The 21,109-nt window shown below is 44.7% G+C and carries 21 protein-coding genes and 1 riboswitch; of the genes, 9 read left to right on the top strand and 12 right to left on the bottom strand.

Going from position 1 to position 21,109, the window contains the following annotated elements:
- Nucleotides 1–1,143 precede the first annotated feature (1,143 nt).
- From ASD40_RS33470 to ASD40_RS33450, 5 genes are all read right to left on the bottom strand, one after another.
- Entirely contained in the window at nt 1,144–2,742 is a 1,599-nt protein-coding gene (locus ASD40_RS33470) for a response regulator (protein WP_057307440.1), read from the bottom strand.
- A complete protein-coding gene (locus tag ASD40_RS33465) occupies nt 2,736–4,505 on the bottom strand; it encodes a sensor histidine kinase (RefSeq protein WP_156396725.1) in 1,770 nt (589 codons plus the stop codon). The genes ASD40_RS33470 and ASD40_RS33465 overlap by 7 nt, the downstream gene beginning before the upstream one ends.
- A gap of 34 nt (nt 4,506–4,539) precedes the next feature.
- Complete coding sequence (locus ASD40_RS33460; RefSeq protein WP_162251358.1) at nt 4,540–6,162, bottom strand: extracellular solute-binding protein; 1,623 nt, start codon at nt 6,160–6,162, stop codon at nt 4,540–4,542.
- Nucleotides 6,163–6,242: 80 nt separating this feature from the next.
- Nucleotides 6,243–7,130 carry a carbohydrate ABC transporter permease gene (locus ASD40_RS33455; RefSeq protein WP_057307437.1) on the bottom strand — a complete coding sequence of 296 codons (888 nt, stop codon included), beginning with the start codon at nt 7,128–7,130 and terminating at the stop codon, nt 6,243–6,245.
- A gap of 15 nt (nt 7,131–7,145) precedes the next feature.
- Nucleotides 7,146–8,108, bottom strand: a complete 963-nt coding sequence (locus tag ASD40_RS33450) for an ABC transporter permease (protein WP_057307436.1) — start codon at nt 8,106–8,108, stop codon at nt 7,146–7,148.
- A 287-nt stretch (nt 8,109–8,395) separates the two neighbouring features.
- On the opposite strand from ASD40_RS33450, the gene ASD40_RS39185 reads away from it, so the two are divergent.
- Nucleotides 8,396–9,556, top strand: a complete 1,161-nt coding sequence (locus ASD40_RS39185; protein WP_082562619.1) for a VWA domain-containing protein — start codon at nt 8,396–8,398, stop codon at nt 9,554–9,556.
- A gap of 103 nt (nt 9,557–9,659) precedes the next feature.
- On the opposite strand, the gene ASD40_RS33440 is transcribed toward ASD40_RS39185, so the two are convergent.
- On the bottom strand, nt 9,660–9,944 hold the full coding sequence (locus ASD40_RS33440) for a hypothetical protein (RefSeq protein WP_057307435.1): 285 nt from the start codon (nt 9,942–9,944) through the stop codon (nt 9,660–9,662).
- Nucleotides 9,945–10,002: 58 nt separating this feature from the next.
- On the bottom strand, nt 10,003–11,172 hold the full coding sequence (locus ASD40_RS33435; protein WP_057307434.1) for an MFS transporter: 1,170 nt from the start codon (nt 11,170–11,172) through the stop codon (nt 10,003–10,005).
- A 139-nt stretch (nt 11,173–11,311) separates the two neighbouring features.
- Here ASD40_RS33435 and ASD40_RS33430 point away from each other — a divergent pair, with 139 nt between their 5' ends.
- The 6 genes from ASD40_RS33430 to ASD40_RS33405 all read left to right on the top strand — a co-directional run bounded on the left by ASD40_RS33430 (nt 11,312) and on the right by ASD40_RS33405 (nt 16,792).
- The gene (locus ASD40_RS33430; protein ID WP_057307433.1) at nt 11,312–11,638 is read left to right on the top strand and encodes a winged helix-turn-helix transcriptional regulator; all 327 of its coding nucleotides are present in this window, start codon (nt 11,312–11,314) and stop codon (nt 11,636–11,638) included.
- Nucleotides 11,639–11,683: 45 nt separating this feature from the next.
- Nucleotides 11,684–12,343, top strand: a complete 660-nt coding sequence (locus ASD40_RS33425) for an NAD-dependent epimerase/dehydratase family protein (protein ID WP_057307432.1) — start codon at nt 11,684–11,686, stop codon at nt 12,341–12,343.
- Between the two features lie 367 nt (nt 12,344–12,710).
- The gene (locus tag ASD40_RS33420) at nt 12,711–13,787 is read left to right on the top strand and encodes an alpha/beta fold hydrolase (protein ID WP_057307431.1); all 1,077 of its coding nucleotides are present in this window, start codon (nt 12,711–12,713) and stop codon (nt 13,785–13,787) included.
- Nucleotides 13,788–13,832: 45 nt separating this feature from the next.
- Complete coding sequence (locus ASD40_RS33415) at nt 13,833–14,423, top strand: TetR/AcrR family transcriptional regulator (protein WP_057307430.1); 591 nt, start codon at nt 13,833–13,835, stop codon at nt 14,421–14,423.
- 130 nt (nt 14,424–14,553) lie between these two features.
- A complete protein-coding gene (htpG, locus tag ASD40_RS33410; protein ID WP_057307429.1) occupies nt 14,554–16,434 on the top strand; it encodes a molecular chaperone HtpG in 1,881 nt (626 codons plus the stop codon).
- A 103-nt stretch (nt 16,435–16,537) separates the two neighbouring features.
- Nucleotides 16,538–16,792 carry a hypothetical protein gene (locus tag ASD40_RS33405; protein WP_057307428.1) on the top strand — a complete coding sequence of 85 codons (255 nt, stop codon included), beginning with the start codon at nt 16,538–16,540 and terminating at the stop codon, nt 16,790–16,792.
- Nucleotides 16,793–17,435: 643 nt separating this feature from the next.
- Here the strand turns inward: ASD40_RS33405 and ASD40_RS37640 are convergent.
- On the bottom strand, nt 17,436–17,609 hold the full coding sequence (locus ASD40_RS37640) for a hypothetical protein (RefSeq protein ID WP_156390265.1): 174 nt from the start codon (nt 17,607–17,609) through the stop codon (nt 17,436–17,438).
- 83 nt (nt 17,610–17,692) lie between these two features.
- Nucleotides 17,693–17,788, top strand: a riboswitch (cyclic di-GMP riboswitch).
- 39 nt (nt 17,789–17,827) lie between these two features.
- Here ASD40_RS37640 and ASD40_RS33400 point away from each other — a divergent pair.
- Nucleotides 17,828–18,019, top strand: coding sequence for a hypothetical protein (locus tag ASD40_RS33400; RefSeq protein ID WP_057307427.1), 192 nt, complete (start codon nt 17,828–17,830; stop codon nt 18,017–18,019).
- 164 nt (nt 18,020–18,183) lie between these two features.
- Here ASD40_RS33400 and nrdR read toward each other — a convergent pair whose 3' ends face one another.
- Entirely contained in the window at nt 18,184–18,663 is a 480-nt protein-coding gene (gene nrdR / locus ASD40_RS33395; RefSeq protein WP_029199331.1) for a transcriptional regulator NrdR, read from the bottom strand.
- A gap of 115 nt (nt 18,664–18,778) precedes the next feature.
- Here nrdR and ASD40_RS33390 point away from each other — a divergent pair, with 115 nt between their 5' ends.
- Nucleotides 18,779–19,003 carry an alpha/beta-type small acid-soluble spore protein gene (locus ASD40_RS33390; RefSeq protein ID WP_029199330.1) on the top strand — a complete coding sequence of 75 codons (225 nt, stop codon included), beginning with the start codon at nt 18,779–18,781 and terminating at the stop codon, nt 19,001–19,003.
- 102 nt (nt 19,004–19,105) lie between these two features.
- Here the strand turns inward: ASD40_RS33390 and ASD40_RS33385 are convergent, their stop codons facing one another.
- From ASD40_RS33385 to ASD40_RS33375, 3 genes are read right to left on the bottom strand one after another with little or no spacing between them, the layout of a single operon-like run.
- Nucleotides 19,106–19,684, bottom strand: coding sequence for a lytic transglycosylase domain-containing protein (locus ASD40_RS33385; protein ID WP_057307426.1), 579 nt, complete (start codon nt 19,682–19,684; stop codon nt 19,106–19,108).
- Complete coding sequence (gene coaE / locus ASD40_RS33380) at nt 19,681–20,277, bottom strand: dephospho-CoA kinase (RefSeq protein ID WP_057307425.1); 597 nt, start codon at nt 20,275–20,277, stop codon at nt 19,681–19,683. The genes ASD40_RS33385 and coaE overlap by 4 nt, the downstream gene beginning before the upstream one ends.
- Nucleotides 20,278–20,302: 25 nt before the next feature.
- On the bottom strand, nt 20,303–21,046 hold the full coding sequence (locus ASD40_RS33375; protein ID WP_057307424.1) for an MntP/YtaF family protein: 744 nt from the start codon (nt 21,044–21,046) through the stop codon (nt 20,303–20,305).
- Nucleotides 21,047–21,109: the final 63 nt, after the last annotated feature.

The following is a 21,109-nucleotide window of genomic DNA, read 5'->3' as shown; positions in this document are numbered from 1 at the left end:
CGTCAAACTTGCTATGCTTTACCCTCATACGAACAACCTCCGGCTAATTTCATTGTATTTTCTTAGCCTAAAAGTGTCCAACTTAATTAGGGGGCTTTATAGAATTGTTGTACATTGTGCAACATCGAAGGGAGAATCGCGGGATCTAGACAGCAATTGTTGTACTTTCTACAACATCTTCAACCGAAAGTATGGATTCATTCATCCAGCAACCTCAATTGGGCATATATTACGATTGATCCCGATTTATGACACCTCAATAAAGAGTTAGATTGGATGAATGAATCGACGGTCTCCATTATGCAACAATGTAGGGAGATAAGCGGGATCTAGGTAACAATTGTTGCACCTTCGAGTCAATTTCGTAATTCAAAACCCTTGCTACATAAGGATTTTTAGCGCATTCAAAAACAGTCACCTACCCAAAATATCCATTGGGTGCCAAGAATTTCATGTTATTCTCCGTTTAAGTACTAGAAATCAGGGCATTTAAGTGGATAAATCCCTTTCTGAATTCTGTAATTGGTATTCTCCGTTTAAGTACTAGAAATCAGGGCATTTAAGTGGATAAATCCCTTTCTGAATTCTGTAATTGGTTTGAATGTCAATAGCTCGTACGATGTTTATGGGGCCTTGTGGGAAAATAGTGCTTTAATAGTGATATTAGCTCCTTAAGGTTTATCCGACGGTATTTCTATCGAATCCACACTTCATTTGAACGTTAAGAGTCTTTAGGGACTTCTATTTTTACATAATACGCTGAAAATGAAGAGATAGCAGTCTCTAAAGGCTCTTATCCGATTGCTTTTCTCCCGAGTTCACACTTTACTTGACGGGTAAGAGCCTCTACGGACTCTTATTTTTACAAAATACGCTGGAAATGAAGAAATAGCAGTCTCTAAAGGCTCTTATCCAACTGCATTTCTCCCGAATCCATACTTGGAAAAATCGGACTTNTATTTTTACAAAATACGCTGGAAATGAAGAAATAGCAGTCTCTAAAGGCTCTTATCCAACTGCATTTCTCCCGAATCCATACTTGGAAAAATCGGACTTTTATTATGAAATTGACTCCCTTCTAAACATATTCTACTGAGAATATAATTTCATTCATCCGGGATAAGAGGATGGGCGGTCTCCTAACTATTGATTTTTTTTATATTCCGTCGGCGTAAACCCCGTATAAGCTTTGAACAGCTTGCAAAAGTAACGATAATTGTCTACGCCGACAGCCTCCGCCACCTCATATATTTTCATCGTCGTCTGCGTCAGCAGTTCTTCGGCCTTCTTCATTCGGTACCGGTTCAAATAATCGGTAAAATGCTCACCCGTCTCTTGCTTGAACAATTGCCCCGCATAGGAAGGATGAAGCTGTACGCGCTCCGCAAGATCGGAAATCTGAATATCCTCTGCATACCTTTCGTGAATAAGGCGGCACATGCTTTGAATCTCCTTGCGGTAGGACATCCTCACATGCTCCCCGAATGCCCGCTCCAGCTCTTGGAAAGTTTGCTCCCACCAGCTGACAAATTCCTCCCAGGTCTCGACCGATGCAAGATCGTCCATTCGCTCCGTTACGGAAACTGGGATTTCCGACAAAGCCGGATCAAGCAGCTTGTGCGAGACATGTATCAACTCCGCAGGACGTAAGGGCGGAACTCCCTCTTGCAGCAGTGGCGTGATCGCCTCGCGGAACGAGATGGCAGAACGCTGCTGCAGTGCCTTTCGTACCGCAGCAGCCCATTCCCGATACTGTGAGGGGGGTATCACCGTGAACCGCTCAGGCACCGCGTCGGAAATCATCGGCGTTGGATGATAGAAGAAAGCGTCCAGACCATCCGCTCCAGCGCGGACCAACTCCGTCCAAGTCACTTCGCCGATCTGTCTAAGCAGGGCATGCGCATGCCCCGGAACGCCAATTACGGCACGTATATCATCCAGAACAGCCACTGCTTCCACACGAAGTAAGCTGAGCCTAGCTGCAGCGCTATGGATATTCGGCAAGCGCATGAACACAAACAGCCTGTCGCTTCTCCAAGGTACAGTGACAGCGACGACTTTGCCATCACCCTCGCTCTCTAAGTATCGACGCTCGATAACTTGTCCGGCTTCCGCTTGCAGACGTAATGCCTGCTCGCCCTGCTGACTCGCGATTCCGAACAACTCGCGCCCGCTCCAACCGACGGACAGTAAAGCGACGAAGCCCGACTGCCTTTCGATTGAGCCAAGTCCCGGCGGCAGTGGATGTGCATCCAAGGATGCCGGAGCAGATAACATCCGCTCCAGCCAGTGTCGTCTTTCTTGCCAGTCGCTTTGCCGCTGCTGAAGCCCTTGAAGCTGCAGCCGGTGCGCTACGTCCATGTCGCGGTAGATCTCTTCGGCGACCTTGCGACAAGCTTTCAGAAGCTGATCCGCCTCCTGTACCTGCTTGATCATGTAGCCTGAGACGCCAATCGATATAGCGCGCTTGGCGAAATCGAATTCGCCGTAAGTGGTCAAAATCATGATATGAATCTGCGGATATCTCTCCCGTACATAGTCGGCTAACTCCAGTCCGTCCATATCAGGCATCATGATGTCGGTTAGCAGTAGGTGGGGATTCTCCTGCTCCATGATGCGGATCGCTTCCTTCGCACTGGAGGCTGGTCCGATCAGTGTAAAACCGGCAGAAGCCCAGTCAACCCTTTGCGAATAATGCTCCCTTACCCACTGCTCGTCGTCCACCAGCAACAGCTTCAGCATGCTTCTCTCCCCCCTTCACTCTTAACCTGGCATGCTTCAGGACCATCCGGCTCGGGTAGTCTGACGCAAACCAGCAGCCCCTCCTCCGATTCCTCGGGAAAGCTTAAACCGTATGACTCGCCAAAATGAAGCCGGATTCGCTCGTGAATGTTGCGCAAACCCAAATTATTCAGTCCTTTATGACGCCCTAATGAAGGAACACCGGCAAGAAGGCAACTCAGCTTAGAAGGATCGACGCCAGGGCCCGTATCCGACACTTCGAGCAATGTTCCCCCTTCATTGGAAGCCATACCTGCCACGATAATATGATTCGTTTCGCCTGTGCCGAGTCCATAGAAAATACTATTCTCGACGAGCGTAATCAACGTGAGCTTAGGTATCGGGGCGACGAGCGACTCGTCGCGTACAACGAGATCGAGCCGGAAGACGTCCCCGTACCGCAACTTCATGAGCACATCGTATTGCTCCAGCTGTCGCAATTCCTCCTCCACCGTTACAATATCACCCGTCTTGTCCGTCGAATACTGCAGCAGGCCAGTCAGGGCACGCAGCATTCCAGCCATCTCTGCTGCGCGTCCCGCCTGATCCAAACAATAGATCGCGCTCAGCGTATTATGAAGAAAATGCGGATGAATTTGCGATTGCAAAGCTTTCAATTCGAGCTGTCGTTTCTTCTCCTCCACCAATCGCAGATCATCAAACAACGTCTGAATACTGTCCATCATCCGATTGAACGCATCGGCAATGTAGGCGAACTCATCGTTGCGCTTAAGCGATACCCTCACGTTCAGCGCCCCTCGTGCTCCCGCCTTCATTTGCTGAGTTATCGCGCTAACTGGTACTTGGATGTACCTCGCGATCCACATGGACAGGAAAGCCGCAAGGATAATCGCGACAAGAAGCACCACCACCATTTGCTGCTCCAGTAAGGTTAGCAACGGATATGCTTCCGATTCCTTGACGATCGAGAAGACAACCCAATTCCAGCGGTTCTGATCGCTCCTTAGCACTTTATACGCAGCGGTCTCTGTGTGGACCCTATCGTAGGACATTTGACTGGCAGCAGTAAGAGACTGCAGTTGACTGACAATAGATTCATATTCCTTTATTGCGGTAAGAGATGTTAACGGCATATTAAAGGCGATAGGCTGACCGGGGCCGGTAAACAGAAATACAGCCTTTTCCTTGTTTTGTACCACCGAAGGACCCGTCAGCGAGGACAAATTCAAATCGAACACGATAATCCGCTTCGCATCGATCCGTTTGGCGACTGATAGCGACTGTCTCCCCCCCGATTGATAAGGTGGACTCCACCAAACACCGCTGTCGCCTGACATTTGACGCACGATATCGGCAACCTGTTTTTCAGGGACGAAAAATGGATAGGAAAAAGGAGAGCTGCTTGAAATAGTCTCTCCCTCAATCAAGTAAATAGCCTCGAATTCCTCCCGGTGCTGGATCATCATGGTTTCCAGCAGCCTTGCGATATCCTCTTTCCCCAGACTGTCGTTAATGATTGGATTGGACAAAAGCATCAGTAGGCCTTGAATATTGTTCATGAACGTTTTCAAATAATTTTCCACCTGTACGACTGAATCCTGAAGTACGGCCTCATTGTTTTGTTTAATCGGATTGAACAGCCGTTGATAGCCGAACAATCCGATCACGAAAAATAGACCCACCACCGATAGAAAGACGAGAACGAACAACTTCCTACTGATTCCTGTATACCTTCGGTTCCTTAACCTACGCAATAGCCACATTGCCAAACAGTCCCTTCCAATGTCAAGCGGCGTCTCAGTTATCACTCATAAATTTGATCGATTTTCCGGATGCTTGCGAGACCTGCTCAGCGTAATAACCGAAGATGTTTTTGCCGCCGTATTTGTTCATAAGCTCAGCCCGGTATTGGGGCCAATTGGAGGCATCTTTTTCCTTGAATAAAATCTGGATATGATACTCGCTCATTTTTTTACGCAGTGTCGCCAAATCCATACCATCCTTGATTGTCAGGCTGGTTCCGACCGACGGCAGCAGCTTGTAAGCATTCAGCTTCTCAGAAATTGCTTTATCCCGTGCTGTGATGTTTTTGTCGATAATCTCGAGGCCGAATTTATCTGTCTGACCCTGTACAAAATTGGCAAACCAATTATAAATATTGAGGAAATTGCCGTTATCAAGAACATCTCTCTTGTATGCATCCTCGATCCGTTCGATTTGCTTTCCATTACGCTTGTAGTGAATGCCTTCTAACCCATATTGAGTTAACAAGTACCCCTCTTCGCTAGCCAGCCAATCCAAAATCTCGATCGATCGCTTCGCCTTCTCCTCCGACGTTTTGGAACTGATCAGGAATGGGTTGCCCGGAAGCAGCTCGACCCATGTTCCGGTCTTGGCTCCGATGTGGAACGGCTGCCAATCGACATTCGCCACACCGGTTACCGCCTTCGTCTTCACCTGTAAGCCGTTTGCATTATTGTCATAGGCGTCGTTGCCCCCTGCGGATAGCACGATGCCGACTTTACCCTGCGTCGCTTTCTCTATGTGTTGTCCGCTTTTATTTAGCAGCCAGTCGGGATCAACCACATTCATGGCTAACAGTTTTCGGACGTCGTCCAGCACTTTTTGCATCCGGATATCGGTACGGACATCGATAAACTGATCGTTTTCGAGCACGAAATCGCCTACAAGCCCGTTTTTAATGAATTCCGGGAAATCGAAAGGCAGTGATGTACCGTTACCGCTTGTCGAAAAGCCAAAGGTATCGTTCTTGCCATTGCCGTCTGGATCTTTTTCAGTGAACGCTTTCATGACGGTAACCATCTCGTCGTACGTTTCCGGCATCTTCAAGCCCAACTTATCAAGCCAATCCTTCCGGACGTAATACGAGCGAGACACCTTCTTCGTATACGGAACCGGGGCGCGTTTGAAAACGTCTTGCACTTGATACTGCTTCAGATCCGTCGGCGAAATCCAATATTTGAAGTAGTTTGGCATCGCTTCAGGGGTGACGAGATTCGTCATATCTCGTGCTATGCCGTCCTTGATGTACTTGACCGACTCCAGTCCGTCCATATAAAACAGATCCGGGATGTCGCCGGAAGCGATCATCGTATTGATTTTACTGAGATAATCAGGTCCCGACGCCATATACAAAAGTTTCAGATCGACGTTGAATTTTTCTGCGATTGCTTTTTTAACGAAATCTTTGTCCGCTGCGGGCAATTGCGAACTGTTAGCCGCGTTGACAAACCAAGTGAGCGCCAGCTTTTCTTTCTTCACCGAGGCCGCAGGCGACTCTCCCGCTTTCGCTGAAACGGAAGGAGAGCCATTCGTTCCACCGTCCGATTTATTGCTGCACGCTGCTGCGATAAGGGCTGTTGCCAGCAAAATCGCTGTTATTGTCGTTGTCTTTTTCATGCGCATTTAGACCTCCTAATGTTTTTTATGTATTTGGTTCGTTTGCTGCTTAAGTAGGCAAGCCGGTAAAGGATGACACGTCATCCTTTGATCGAACCAATCAGCATGCCCTTCATGAAATATTTTTGCAGGAATGGATACAGGACTAGAACCGGTACAATCGCTATGACCACGACGGCCATTTTGACTGTTTCTGGAGGAAGTGATTGCAACTCCGATTGCGGCACCGACAGCTCCTGGCTGACGCTTGGCGCTATGATCATGTTGCGAAGCACGACTTGAAGAGGGTACAGCTCGCGCTCGTGCAAATACATGATGCCGGCGAAATAGGTATTCCAATGCCCGACTGCGAAAAAAAGCGTGAGCGTCGCGAGAATCGGCAGCGAAAGCGGCAGTACAATGCGCAGCAGTGTTGCCAAATCGCCGGCGCCATCCACCTTCGCTGCCTCCTCAACCTCGTGCGGCAGTCCTTCAAAATACGTCTTCATGATCAGCAAATTGAATGACGAAATCATACCGGGAATAACAAGTGCCCATAAGGTATTCATCATTCCGAGCGCTTTGACGATCATATAGACGGGAATAAGACCTCCTGAGAACAGCATCGTAAAAATGATAGCAAGCAGCATGGCGTTCCTGCCTGGCAAAAACTTTTTGGATAATGGGTATGCAAGCGCCGTCGTGGCGATCAAATTGAGCATGGTGCCTGCTACGGTAATAAATATGGTCACCTGCAGCGCGTTTGGCACAACATTGCTGCCCAGCACAGTCCGGAACGCATCGAGTGTGAAGACACTGGGGAATAGCACGAATCCACCACTGCGCAGCACCTCCGTATAAGGTGTAACAGATACGATGAAAACATAATAAAGCGGAAAAAGAGTTGCTAGACAGAACAAGCCTAGCCCTGCGTACAGAACGACATCGAATATCCTGTCGGGTGTTCTCTTCTTTAATACAATCGACATGTCAGCATCCTCCTGTCACCATATACCCGATCCTCCGAACCGTTTGGCGAGCTTGTTTGCGCCAAGCACCAGGATAAGCCCAATCACCGACTTAAATACGCCCATTGCGGTTGGGACGCTGAAATCCAGCTGCTCAATGCCTCGCCGGAATATCCAGGTATCGAGAATGTCGCCAACATCGTACACCCTGGCATTGAGAAAAATGTACACCTGATCGAAGCCCGCATCCAAAATATGTCCGATTCGCAAAATGATCATCAGCATGAACACATCACGTATGCCGGGTAGTGTAACATGCCACATTTGACGCCCTCTGCCTGCTCCGTCCATAACAGCTGCCTCGTACAGCTCTGGATTGATCGATGACAGGGCTGCCAAATAAATGATCGCCCCGAAGCCCGTGTTTTTCCAGACGTCCGTTATTAACAGCATCGGCCGGAACGAATTGGAATTCGTCATGACGTCGATACTGCCCCAGCCCATGTCACGAAACAGTGTCGTCACCAGACCTGATCCAGGCGCGAAGAACGAGAACACAAGGCCGTAGACGATAATCCACGACAAGAAGTGCGGACCATACGTGATTGTCTGGACGATCCGTTTGAACCAATTGACCCGCACCTCGTTCAGCAGCAGTGCGAGGATAACGTCAGGAAACATATTGAATAAAATCCGGTAAGTACTTAGCAATACCGTATTTTTGAGCAGCAGAGGAAATTCAGGCGAGTTAAATATTTTCCGAAAGTTGTCCAGCCCTATCCAGTCGCTCCCCCAGAATCCTTTCATCAGATTGTAGTCCTTGAAAGCAATAACCAAGCCGACCATCGGCGCATAATGAAACACTAGATAATAGAGCAGCCCCGGCGCTGTCAGTATGTAAAGCCAGCGATACTTGGCAATCGTCCGCCAGAAACCGCTCCTTGCATCTTTGGGCGTTACGACAGTTTGTCCCGTTATGGTCAACTTGCTGGCTTGCATGAAATTCCCCCATCTCCGGAACGATCCGATATTGTCAATTCAATTGTGAAGCGCTTACAAATGCTATCTATAAATAATTATAGGTGCGAACCAGAACCGAAAATAGCACCGCATTTCAATAAATTGTCCAAAAATTAAAGAACTGAGCACGTTTGCTTGACTGTAGTTGTTGCCAAATCCGAGGTAGCGCAAGATATCAAGAGGTAAACGGTTGTAAACTGTCGAAAATATATTCCAAGTATTGAATGACAGCTTATCTAATGGCCATGATTTGAGGAGATGAACACATGTTACTGTTGAAAGGACAAAAAGTTGATATCACAAGAGGAACAAGTCTGTCTAACCTTAGCCTGCAATTCGGGTGGTCATCGTCAGTTGCCGCAATGAACATTGACGCTGCCTGTTTTATGTTATCGGATAGTAACCGATGCGAACGGGATGAGGATTTTATATTTTACGGCAATTCGTCTGCCCAGAGCGGAGCAGTGAATCATAAACCATTAGATGGCATAGACAAGGAAGCAATCAGTATCTTTTTATCCAAGCTCCCGAATAGTGTTGCGAAAATGGCTTTTACCCTAACGATTCACGAGGGCGAGAAGCATGGACATAGGATGAAGGATATATCGAATTCTTATTTACGACTCGTTAATGCCGATAATGGTGAAGAAATATTCCGATTTGAATATGGTTCAGATCTTTCCAAGGAGACAGCCATTGTTGTCGGCGAGTTATATAGGCACAATGGGGAATGGAAATTCAACGAGAAAACGATCTTATCATCTATCGATTTACGTAAGAAAATCGTTCAGATCACATTGGAAAAGAAGAAGTTGACCAACTTTACCGCCAGAGTAGGCTTAGTTCTCGATATCTCAGGATCGATGCAGACATTGTACAAGAACGGAACGGTTCAGGAAGTGGTTGAGCGCATACTGGCTGTCGCTTGTAAGTTTGATGATAATGCGACACTAGACGTCTGGATCTACGACAATGAATTCAGCAGGTTGCCTTCCGCTACGGAGGAAGATTTCGACCAATATGTACAAAAGCATATTATGAATAACAAGACGATACATAAATTCGGCCGTAATAATGAGCCGCCCGTCATGCAGGACGTGATTCATAAATATACCATTGAGGAAGATTCATCCATACCCGTATTTATGGTGTTCATCAATGACGGCGGTGTCGTAAAACCCATCAAGAAAGTCATCACCGAATCTGCTGTACAACCGATATTCTGGCAATTCGTAGGCATTGGCGATTCTGATTTTGATGTGCTGAAGCAGTTGGACACGATGGAAGGACGAATCGTAGATAACGCTAATTTTATTCACATTGAAGACATTGCTTCGATTTCGGATGAAACGCTATATAATCATCTTTTGAATGAATTTCCGTTATGGCTAAAAGAGGCCGCAGCCAAAAGAATTATTCGGATTTAAAATACAAGCAAGGACAACCCGTTAAAGGTTGTCCTTGCTCCATTTTACGTCTTAAATTTTTCATTTATCTCTTGAAGCTCAATAGCCATCTTAGATAATAACTCTAAGGAAGCTGCGATTTCTTCCATCGATGCCAACTGCTCCTATGCCGCTGCGGAGACATTATGAGTAGTGCCGATGCGCTTTTCTCCACAACATTGAAAATGGTATCCATATTACCATCCATGGATATATGAGTGGCTTGCGTTGCATGATCCGAAACTGCTTGAGCGTTAGAAGCGTTTTCTAAGACATCTTTGGACATTTCGTCCACTATTCGCACCCCTTGCTTGACGGTTCTTTCGATCGGATAAGCGAATGAAATAACCAGTTTGCTCTGCAATGACATTCGGAATGATATCATGGTTAATTGTGTAAATTGTAAGGATAGTTACGGAGGGCAAGAATTATTCAGGACTATAACTTTGAAACCTCTTACCTACCCTAAAACTGACGAAGGCAGCCGCCAACCCGAGCGCTACAATGATACTTGCCATCCATGGATGATAGAAGACAGTCGAAGTCGCGTTCGACATCACTCCCCCCGCGCCAGCTCCCATCGCTATTCCCAAATGAATGATGGATGTATTCAAACTGAGAACGAAATTGGATGACTGCGGCGCTTGTTGAATAAAATACGTTTGGATAGCTGGACCGGTCACGAACATGGAGAACACCATAAGGGCGATTAACACTAAACTGATAACTAATGATTCGGAAAAAAAAGGCAGTAGAGCTAAAACTGCTACATGAACGATAATACTCAGCGTAATGATGCGAGCCGCTCCCCATCTATCAATGCCATAACCGCCTAAACGAGATCCGATGGCTCCGAAAATACCGAAAACAAGCATAATGATACTTATGTTGGAGGCCTTCACATGAAGGACGTCTTGAATAAACGGCGTCAGATACGTAAATAAAATCGAGTTACCCGATTCTCTAAAAAAGGTGAGGAACAAACCGCTTACGATGACGAGACTTCCCAACACTTTAAATTGCTGCACGAATGGAACCGGTGCGTCCCCCTCAATTTCTGGTAGAAGGCGGAAGATTATGAAAGTAATTAACAGGCTGAATAAGCCTAATATAATGAAAATCGCTTGCCAACTCCACCAGTTGGTAATAGCAATTCCAATCGGGACCCCTAAGATCATAGCGCTGCTAAACCCAAGAACGATCGTGCCGATCGCACTTCCTAGTTTCTCAGCAGGCACTAATTTGGCAACCGCACCAAACACTACAACAAGATAGACGCCTGCGCTTATCCCAAGAATTATACGAGAAACCATTAAGATCGAAATCTCTGAACTCCCAAAAGAAGCTAGACAGCCCAAGATAAATACAGCCAGTGAGCCGAGCAGTACTTTCCTGCGGCCCATCCGGGAAGTAAGTGACACCACAATGGGGGTTCCAATCGCAAACGCAAGAGAATAGGCTGTAATTAGCTGCCCCGCAAGTGCGATAGAAATGTTTAAATCTTCAGCGATGATATGAAGGATTCCGGCAACAACCAGCTCGGAGGTCGCCGTTAGAAATACCCCTAGGGCAAGGATGTAGATAGACAGTCGATTCATTCGATTCATTCCTTTCTGCTATTCCGTGATCGTTTTATTGAAGTATAATAAGGTTACGAAAATAATGTAAGAAGGCAAAGTATTTGGACATTATCCAAGTATTTTGACTAACTAACTATAAGTAAGAAGGTGAAGCCACATGGAACCTTTACAAGAAGAAGTGCATGACTTCTCTAACATCTGTTCTGTATTGACCATACTTGGTGCCAAATGGGCATTCCTAGTTATAGCTGAGCTATCAAAAGGCCCGAAACGATTTAAGCAGCTTCATCGAGATTTAGTAATCGTCAAGACACAATCCTTAACGGATGTGCTGCGGCATTTAGAGCAGAACGGGATTGTTCTACGCCAAGTAACCCCTACTGTACCCATCATGGTCGAATATTCATTGACGGAAAAAGGAATTGATTTTCAGACCGCTCTCAAAGAAATGGATAAATGGGCCAAGAGATGGGAAAGCAAATAACCATTAACGCAAATTTGAGACAATTGAATTGAAAGGTGTGATAGATTGAACGTCCTTCTTTTTGGAGCTACGGGCATGGTGGGACAAAGCGTCCTGCGAGAATGCCTTCTCGATCCTCAAGTTCATAGCGTGCTATCGGTAGGTAGAAGCATCACTGGTCAGAATCATCCCAAATTACACGAACAGGTACATGCTAATCTTCTGGATCTATCTGTCATTGAGCATAAACTGTCGGGCTTTGATGCTTGTTTTTTCTGCCTTGGTGTCTCTTCCGCGGGTATGACCGAAGACCGATATCGGGCAATAACCTATGATATTACCATGCATGTTGCTGAGACATTAGTGAGATTGAACCCTAACATGTCGTTCTTCTATGTAACAGGAATGGGAACCGATAGTACGGAAAAGGGTCGCAGTATGTGGGCACGGGTGAAGGGAAAAACGGAGAATGATTTGCTTAAACTGCCTTTCAAGTCAGCTTACATGTTCCGTCCAGGAGGCATTCTTCCATTGCATGGCGTCAAGTCCAAGACTAAACTGTACCAGAGCATTTACACCATATCGAAACCTCTCTATCCTTTGTTAGAAAAGTGGTTCCCGAATTCGATTACGACTTCAGAAAAGATCGGACGCGCAATGATCAAAATTGCCAAGCAAGGTTATCCAAAATCAATCATTGAGAGCAGTGATATCAATCTCATTTGAGAAGAATTCGAGGAGACAATTATGGTTACTGCGGATGAAATTAGAAGCATCGCGCTGTCAACTTAGCGTTCATGATTATTCGAATGGATCGTGTCCATCCTGAGGAATGTCGTAATATGCTTACGCTGGCCTGGTGCCTTGTAGCTCCTACGAAGATCGTAAAAGCTTTTAATGAAACATCTAAGGGTAAAAGTTAAAACAAGATTTACTTACATAAACAGCTGCTTAACGCTTGGGTTCCCAAGCGTTTTTTATTATTTGCATAGTCAATAACCTATTGACTGCGGATTGAAAATGAATTAAGCTACAGTTAAGATTTATCGATGAATGAATTATTCATTTAAAAATATCAGAGCGAGGTGCACGAATGAATAAAAAACATTTAGTTTGGGATCTACTCCTACGAAAGCTAAATCAGCGTAGAAATGCTAAGAAGCTTATCTTTCATACACCAAATGGCATCGCCCAGGAACGCTTCATTCAGATTGGCGGCATTGATCAATGGATCACCATTCGCGGGGAAGATCGCAGCAAGCCCGTGCTGTTCTTCATACACGGCGGTCCCGCATCAACTTATACCGTCTTCACTCCATTGCTGCGTTCATGGGAGAAGCACTTTACCATCGTCCAATGGGACCATCGCGGTGCAGGTAAGACATTCCGCAGGAATGGCGTGAATGGGAGCGGAGAAATTACTTTTGCCAGACTCGCACAGGATGGACTCGAGGTTGCCGAATTCCTATGTAAGCATCTCAATCAAGAAAAAATTATTCTTGTTGGCAGCTCTGTGGGCAGCTGTATTGGTGTCATGATGGTTAAGAGCCGACCAGACCTCTTCCATGCCTATGTCGGGACTGATCAGAACGTCGGCCCAGATCCGAACCATCTGTCATATCAGATGACACTGGAAGGACTTCGCGCTGCTGGGAACAATAAGGGCATGATGGCAATCGAGAGAATTGGGCCCGATCCCTCGCAGTGGAGCCGCAAAGACTTCGATGAAATGAACAAATGGATCATTAAATCTATTACAACGGTTCCTAATATGATTATGGACATCATACTGCCTGCTATTCTGTCGTCGCCGGGCCACACCATACGTGATATTATAGACATTTTCAAAGGCATGAACTTCTCCTTGGACTTTCTTTTTGATGAACTCATGGCCTTTGACGTCCGCAACCTCGGGTTAGCATTTGATTTACCATTCTTCATCTTCCAAGGTGATACTGATGCCATAACACCAACCGCATTAGCCCAAGCCTATTTCGCTGATATTAAAGCACCTCATAAAGAATTCGTTCTTATCCAGAATGCGGGCCATCTCGCAGCCTTTGCTCGAACAGAACAATTTCTAGATGAACTTAGGATGAGGATATGTCCGCTTGTAGACTCGGCAAGCAATAGGGATGCTATTTCACTTCAACTTGAGAAGCCTATATAATAAGTTTAATGAAATGATATTATGCAGATCGGAGATTGACGGCCATTGTCCCCATTAAATGAACAACAATTGACTCAAATTCGTGATGATCGCAGAGAACAAATTAAGAAAGCAGCTCTTACCGTATTTGCCCGCCACGGAATCGCAGGAACCAAAATGAGCATGATCGCGGCAGAGGCTGGCATCAGTCAAGGCCTCTTCTACCGTTACTATAGCTCCAAAGATTCGCTATTCACTGCACTCGTTCAAGAACTCATGGAAGAAGCAGGCAAGGAAATTGCTTACATTGCTCAAATACCTGGCACTCCCGCGGAACAAATTAAAGCGTTGACTCAAGGAATGCTGGATGAAGAAAACAAGCATGCTTTCATGCTTATTCAACAAGCACGAAAAACGGATGATGTGCCCGAAGAGGTCAAACAAGCCCTTGAACAGCATTCCCCGAAAGTTCTTATAGATCAGCTAGTCCCTATATTTATCAAAGGGCAGCAAGCTGGAGAATTCTCTGCAGGCGATCCTAGGGAACTGTTATCGTGGTATTTTAACATCATCAACAGTCTGATTATGCAAGAACAAGAATATGAAGAATATGGGTTTCCAAGCGCGGATATTCTCATGCGGATTATTACGAAATAGAGCTCTGTTTTGCCATACCAATTGACATTGAAAAAGAGGAATGTTATAAAGATAGGGATGGCACTCGAAGACTGAGAGTGCTAATAATTATCTCTGACTAATTTCTACATATTTGAAAGGAGATCTCCCATTGGAAAAGAAACAGTTTCAAGCCGAATCCAAGCGCTTATTGGAAATGATGATCAATTCGATTTATACGCAAAGAGAGATATTTCTAAGAGAGCTTATCTCCAATGCCAGCGATGCTATCGACAAAATTTACTACAAAGCTTTGACCGATGACACGTTGGTTTTTGACAAAGATAGTTATTTCATTAAAGTGATTGCCGACAAAACGAATCGTACACTCACACTGCGTGATACGGGTATTGGTATGACGAAGGAAGATTTGGAGAATAACCTGGGGATCATTGCGAAGAGCGGATCTTTGGCTTTCAAAAAAGAAAATGAAGCAAAAGACGGTCACAATATCATTGGCCAGTTCGGTGTTGGCTTCTATTCAGCGTTTATGGTTGCAGATGTCGTTACGGTTATTAGTAGAGCTTTAGGCAGCGATGTTGCCTACAAGTGGGAGTCCACCGGTGCTGATGGCTACACGATCGAAACAGCAGAGAAAGACGAAGTGGGCACAGAGATCATCCTGAAAATTAAGGATAATACGGAAGATGAGAACTTTGATGAATTTTTAGACGAGTATCGTTTAAAAGCGATCATCAAAAAATATTCCGATTTCATTCGTTACCCTATTAAAATGGACATTACCGGAAAAAGGCTGAAAGAAGGCAGCGAAAGCGAATTCGAGGATTACCAAGAAGAGCAGCATGTCAACAGCATGGTTCCTATCTGGAGAAAAAACAAAAGTGAATTGACTCCGGAAGATTACGAGAAGTTTTATCACGAGAAACATTACGGCTTCGACAAGCCGCTCAAACATATTCACGTTAGCGCCGATGGAGCTGTCGTCTATCAAGCTATCCTCTTTATCCCGGAAAATATTCCTTTTGACTATTATTCCAAAGAGTACGAAAAGGGCTTGGAGCTCTACGCCAATGGCGTATTGATCATGAACAAATGTGCGGACCTGCTTCCTGACTATTTCAGCTTCGTTAAAGGAATGGTTGATTCAGAGAGCCTATCGCTCAATATTTCCAGAGAAATGCTCCAGCATGACCGTCAATTGAAGCTGATTGCCAAAAACATTTCGAGCAAGATCAAAGGCCAGCTGCAAAGCCTGTTGAAAGACGAAAGAGAAAAATATGAGCAATTCTACAAATCATTCGGCCGACAACTCAAATTTGGTGTCTATAGCGATTACGGAAGCCATAAGGACGTCTTGCAGGATCTATTAATGTTCCATTCCTCCAAGGAGAAAAAACTGGTTACATTGGACGAATACGTGGCAAGAATGCCGGAAGATCAGAAGTACATTTACTACGCTTCTGGAGAATCGATGGAAAGAATCGATAAGCTTCCACAAACCGAGCTTGTGACAGATAAAGGCTATGAGATTTTGTATTTCACCGATGATATCGATGAATTCGCGATCAAAATGATCATGACCTACAAAGAAAAAGAATTTAAATCCGTTTCAAGCGGCGATCTTGGGATTGAAGTGGATGATAACCAAACGGAAACCGATGCTGACAAGAATGACAACAAAGAGCTTTTCGATTATATGAAAGATCTGTTGTCCGGCAAGGTTACAAATGTAAAAGCATCTAAGCGTCTTAAAAAACACCCTGTGTGCTTATCGACAGACGGCGATGTAACGATCGAGATGGAAAAAATCTTAAATGCGATGCCGAATAATCCTAACGTGAAGGCTGAGAAGGTACTGGAAATCAACGTCAATCACGAAGTATTCGCATCCTTAAAAGATGCTTTTGACAAAGACAAAGAGAAGCTGAATCTTTATACGGCCCTGCTGTATAATCAAGCTCTCTTGATCGAAGGTTTGCCTCTTCAAGATCCGGTTGAATTCACGAACGATATCTGCAAAATCATGGTTTAATAGGATGAAAGAAGCTGTCCCAAAAGTAACATGATATGTATGGGACAGATCTAATTGTTTAAAATAGTGAATATTTGAATGAAAAAGGAGCTAAGCGGCTTGTATGTGCTTAGCTCCTTTGTTTTTGGCGTCCACCGCCGCAGTGAGTGTGGGCAAGCGAATGCCACCCGACCTCCAGACCTTGCTTTGGGTAAGCCTCGAAGCAGGAACATTTTCGAACCCTTTGCCTTATGCTTCTGGGCGGCATTACCTCAAACAATGGTATACCGATTGGCAATGGCTTCAATTGGCCGTCGACAAAGTAGAGCTCAAGTTGCACGTGAAGCAAGTTGACCCTAAGGGATTTTTCGCAAGTTAGATCTACATTGAAGTCATTTATGTCTTGGGACAGACCCTTTTGCGTACAAAGAGAAGTTCTAGTGATTATACGCCGCGCGTTCGATTTATATGGATGTTTCTTAAATCGAGGACATCGTCATATGTCAGATCCACATGCTCGGTGTACTATACTTTATCACTCTAATTGGCTGATCGCGCTAATTTAATAGATAGAATTTGCTCTCTTTGAGGTTTCTGATGAATCAATCCATATTCGCGGTTGAAAGATGTTGTAGAAAGTGCAACAATAGCTGCCTAATCTCGCCGTCCTCGCATCGTTGTTGCATTATGTACAACAATTTGGTCCAATAAAGGCCATTTCGCAACAAATGGGCTCAAAATGTTGCACAAACTGCAACTTCAAGTTGCAAAATAGCCTTTGGGCGTGAGAATTGTTGTAGAAAATACAACATTCGTAATCCTATAGCCCATCTATCGTCACGAAGGCTAAATGGGGGTGCCCTAAAAGTCATATTCAGAAAAATGAAATCCCACTTTATGTATTTTGTAGACTGTATGCTACTTTCATTGGATTAATCCAGTGAAGTAGGGATTTTGGCGACCTAAAAGTCACTTCCATTGGATTTTTTCCAATAGAATCATGAATTTTCTTTTTTATATGATCAACCACTTTTATAATCGGGAAAGGTTTCCTTTACCTCATATTGTTTCTTCGAGTCCGAGTTTGCATACACATAAGCCAATAAACGATCTGTATCAATTCCGAGAGAGCTAGCAACTTTTACGATGTCTAATTCATAAGAAATACTTGGAATTTGATTGGACTTGACGGACATATGCTTCAACCATCCTTCGAATAATGTAATTAATGGATACTCAATCCGTAAATATGATATAGTTTTCTTACAAACATAAATCGGTACGATAAAGGCAAAACCACTGAAAAGTGGCGACGCAAAGCTAAAGGGACTAAAATGGCATCGATGAATGTCCAAAATGTCAGCCAGCTACCGCCTCCGTCCGATTCATGTAGAAAGACTAGGAGGGAACAAAGATGATGGAAAAAATTATGGTGGATGGTAAAATGAGCATGGATGTACAGCAATTGATTGATAACTTGCACCTTTCAGAAAATGATCTTTTGAACATGTTCTCCTTTAAGTTTAATAACAACGTTTTAACCCAAGATGAAGCTATTCGGTTTATTCATTTTCTCAGAAGTGAACTGGACAAACGAACTCAATAAAGGAATTATGCACGAAAGCATACAAAAATACAGTCGGTTGATGTCTAAAGATTTATTTTTTTCAAATAAATATTAATCGCATGATTGTTGATTTCATGGGAAAAACTAAGAAAAGACAACGGGAATCCCGCTGTCTTTTTCTTAGTTTTTGTCATATTTAGAGATTATTTATCCCGGAGCAGTCCGGTGTCATGCTTTCCCAATATTTGCGTTAACTCCTTCAGGAACATATTAATGTCCTTAAACTGTCGGTATACGGAGGCAAAGCGAATGTACGCCACTTCATCGACGGGGTACAGCTGTTCCATGACGATTTCTCCAATGCTTAAACTATCCACTTCAGCATGAGCCGTGGTGCGAAGCTGCATTTCCACTTCAGATACCATCATCTCAAGCCTTTCCATCGATACCGGCCGCTTCTCACAAGCTCGAATCAAGCCTCTTAATATCTTCTCTCGACTAAATTCTTCCCTACTTCCATCTTTCTTAATCACGATTAACGGCGTTTCTTCCACCATCTCAAAAGTGGTGAATCTTCTCGCGCACTTCTCACATTCTCGACGACGACGAATCGATTTGTTTTCATTGGCTGAACGTGAATCAAGAACTTTCGTACCGGAATAGTCACAGAACGGACACTTCATTCGCTATCTCTCCTTTCTCTCTTCTCTTCTTTGATCTATTACCATATGTTACATGTCATGAACTTAGGAGATATGCACACAATACTATTACCAAACGACAAGGAGGTGAACAGACATGGGCGCAGGACAAAACCGTAACAGCAATACTTTAGTTGTTCCTCAAGCTAACGCAGCCTTGGATCAGCTAAAATATGAAGTAGCGCAAGAACTTGGTATCGCCATCCCACAAGATGGTTATATGGGTAATATGGCTACTCGTGATGCTGGTGCCATTGGTGGTAACATCACTCGTCGCTTAGTACAAATCGCTGAGCAATCCTTGGCTGGTCAATTCAAGTAATCTTGAATCCTAGCTACTGAAGCTCAAAAACAGGAAGTATTGGACTCTAAGCCCCCAAAAGGAGCTAGTCCAATGCTTCTTTGTTTATGAGAGAAGGAAATCTTAATCCTTCTTTCCCCATTGCTGAGAATAAAGCTTCGTGTATTTCTCGTAATAATAGAGCACCCGCTGTACATAATGACGTGTTTCTCCGAATGGAATTTGATTAATATGTTCTTGCGAACCATCCCAAACGTCATTTTGCTTCCATTTATTCACATTCCCTTGACCTGCATTATAAGCCGCAATCGCATAAATTAAATTACCATTATAATGCTTCTTTAGCCAGCTCAAATACCAAGAACCAAGATTAATATTTACGTCCACTTTTAATAAATCGCCCTGAACATGAGGTCCCAGATTCGTGGATTCTACAATCCACTCTGCCGTGTCAGGCATAAGCTGCATAAGGCCTAATGCCCCTTTGCTTGACTCCAAATGATATTTGTAATTCGTTTCCACCCTAATAATCGCAGCAATTAAAAATGGATCTATATTGTGTTTCGCCGCGCTCTGCCTAATTTCCTGCTCAAAGTAGATCGGGTACAGCTTTCTCCCGATAAAATCGCTATTCATAAAAAGAACTAGAATAAAACAAACAAGAAGCAGGGCAAAAACTCGTTTTTTACGTAAAAAGGTCATGAAAGCCCCTTCCCTAACCAAAACCGCTCCACTTCAGCGTTAGTTTCTTCCCATGTCCCGCTGTTGTCAATGACAACATCCGCGAATTTACGTTTCTCCTCAATGGACATCTGAGCATCAATGCGATTATTCGCCGCACTTTCCGTCAGTCCATCCCGCTGCATAAGCCGCTCCAACTGAACTGGACGTGGCACATAAACAACCATAACCTCTTGAAACATGAAGGATAAATTAGATTCGATTAATAAAGGGACATCAACCACAACAAGCTTGTCTGGAAATTGCCGTTCATAGGTTTCCATCTGTTCACGTATTTGTGCACGAATTGGCGGATGCAGAATACTTTCCAGCTGCTTGCGCGCTTCGGTATTCCCAAAGATGATCTCGCCAAGCTTCTTGCGATGAAGCGAGCCGTCTGCCAGAAGGACGGCTTGTCCAAAATGTGCAGCAACCTGTTCAAGAACAGGGCTGCCGGGCTCGACGACATCGCGGGCTATGGTGTCCGCATCTACTAATAGGGCGCCGCGGCTGACCAGCATGGCGCTAACCGTGCTTTTGCCGCAAGCGATTCCTCCTGTTAACCCGATATTCATGGGCAAATCTCTCCTAACGTGCGTCCTACAACATTTTCAAAAGACCCATAATAATGAGTACACATCCCGGAAGTACAGACAGTTTCTTCATCCAATTCATCTCCGCATACCGTAAGCCAAACCGCAAACCTAATGCAATAAATGAACCACTTGATATCGAAATGACAGAAGCCGTTAACAGTGGAACGAAACCAATTAATGCTGCGCCAATGCCTGCACCGAATGCATCCAAAGATAGCGCCAAACCTAGCAATGTAGCTTCTGAAGCAGAAATATTGCCCGATTTGTCAACGTCTGCAATGGATGGCGTTCGCAAAATTTGAATAACCAGTCCGAAGCGTTTCAGTTCGATATTCAGAATTTCCTTCGTTCGCTGCAAAGTATCAAACGTGAGAATCTCTCCAGAACCAGGATGCTTACCCTCTGATGAAGGAAGAACACCGCTTATCGATGCTTGATCTAAGGATGTGACTCCTCCACGTTCCTGATGCTCTTGAGGCTTCTGTTGTCTTGTTTGTGCCAGTGCCCAGATGCCAATCCCAATCAAGATGAGAGCACCGATACGCTTAGCAACCAAGGGAGACATGAAGGAAGACATCAATACACCGATCTGCATCGAGCTGTAGATAATGATACCAGACCAAAGCGATATAATCCCAATGGATAGGAGCGGAATTCGTATTTTACGTAATCCATACATCACACCAACGCCGAAGCCGTCCAAAGAAACTGCGAAAGCAAGAATAAGTAGAGAAACTACAGGAAGCATAATACCCCTCCTAAGAGTTTTACCTAGAAACTAGCTTGTAAGCCGTTATCTAGGCTAAGTACT

Source organism: Paenibacillus sp. Root444D2 (assembly GCF_001426375.1).
In the GTDB taxonomy this organism is placed as follows: Bacteria; Bacillota; Bacilli; order Paenibacillales; family NBRC-103111; genus Paenibacillus_E.
The sequence above is the reverse complement of the archived record's forward strand: the minus strand, read 5'-3'. Positions and strand labels throughout refer to the sequence as shown.

Bases quoted from the DNA above. Each gene is read 5' to 3' on its own strand.
- ASD40_RS33470 (WP_057307440.1), bottom strand. From the start codon at position 2,742: ATGCTGAAGCTGTTGCTGGTGGACGACGAGCAGTGGGTAAGGGAGCAT.
- ASD40_RS33465 (WP_156396725.1), bottom strand. From the start codon at position 4,505: ATGTGGCTATTGCGTAGGTTAAGGAACCGAAGGTATACAGGAATCAGT.
- ASD40_RS33460 (WP_162251358.1), bottom strand. From the start codon at position 6,162: ATGAAAAAGACAACGACAATAACAGCGATTTTGCTGGCAACAGCCCTT.
- ASD40_RS33455 (WP_057307437.1), bottom strand. From the start codon at position 7,130: ATGTCGATTGTATTAAAGAAGAGAACACCCGACAGGATATTCGATGTC.
- ASD40_RS33450 (WP_057307436.1), bottom strand. From the start codon at position 8,108: ATGCAAGCCAGCAAGTTGACCATAACGGGACAAACTGTCGTAACGCCC.
- ASD40_RS39185 (WP_082562619.1), top strand. From the start codon at position 8,396: ATGTTACTGTTGAAAGGACAAAAAGTTGATATCACAAGAGGAACAAGT.
- ASD40_RS33440 (WP_057307435.1), bottom strand. From the start codon at position 9,944: ATGTCATTGCAGAGCAAACTGGTTATTTCATTCGCTTATCCGATCGAA.
- ASD40_RS33435 (WP_057307434.1), bottom strand. From the start codon at position 11,172: ATGAATCGACTGTCTATCTACATCCTTGCCCTAGGGGTATTTCTAACG.
- ASD40_RS33430 (WP_057307433.1), top strand. From the start codon at position 11,312: ATGGAACCTTTACAAGAAGAAGTGCATGACTTCTCTAACATCTGTTCT.
- ASD40_RS33420 (WP_057307431.1), top strand. From the start codon at position 12,711: ATGAATAAAAAACATTTAGTTTGGGATCTACTCCTACGAAAGCTAAAT.
- ASD40_RS33405 (WP_057307428.1), top strand. From the start codon at position 16,538: ATGTGCTTAGCTCCTTTGTTTTTGGCGTCCACCGCCGCAGTGAGTGTG.
- ASD40_RS37640 (WP_156390265.1), bottom strand. From the start codon at position 17,609: ATGTCCGTCAAGTCCAATCAAATTCCAAGTATTTCTTATGAATTAGAC.
- ASD40_RS33400 (WP_057307427.1), top strand. From the start codon at position 17,828: ATGATGGAAAAAATTATGGTGGATGGTAAAATGAGCATGGATGTACAG.
- nrdR (WP_029199331.1), bottom strand. From the start codon at position 18,663: ATGAAGTGTCCGTTCTGTGACTATTCCGGTACGAAAGTTCTTGATTCA.
- ASD40_RS33390 (WP_029199330.1), top strand. From the start codon at position 18,779: ATGGGCGCAGGACAAAACCGTAACAGCAATACTTTAGTTGTTCCTCAA.
- ASD40_RS33385 (WP_057307426.1), bottom strand. From the start codon at position 19,684: ATGACCTTTTTACGTAAAAAACGAGTTTTTGCCCTGCTTCTTGTTTGT.
- coaE (WP_057307425.1), bottom strand. From the start codon at position 20,277: ATGAATATCGGGTTAACAGGAGGAATCGCTTGCGGCAAAAGCACGGTT.
- ASD40_RS33375 (WP_057307424.1), bottom strand. From the start codon at position 21,046: ATGCTTCCTGTAGTTTCTCTACTTATTCTTGCTTTCGCAGTTTCTTTG.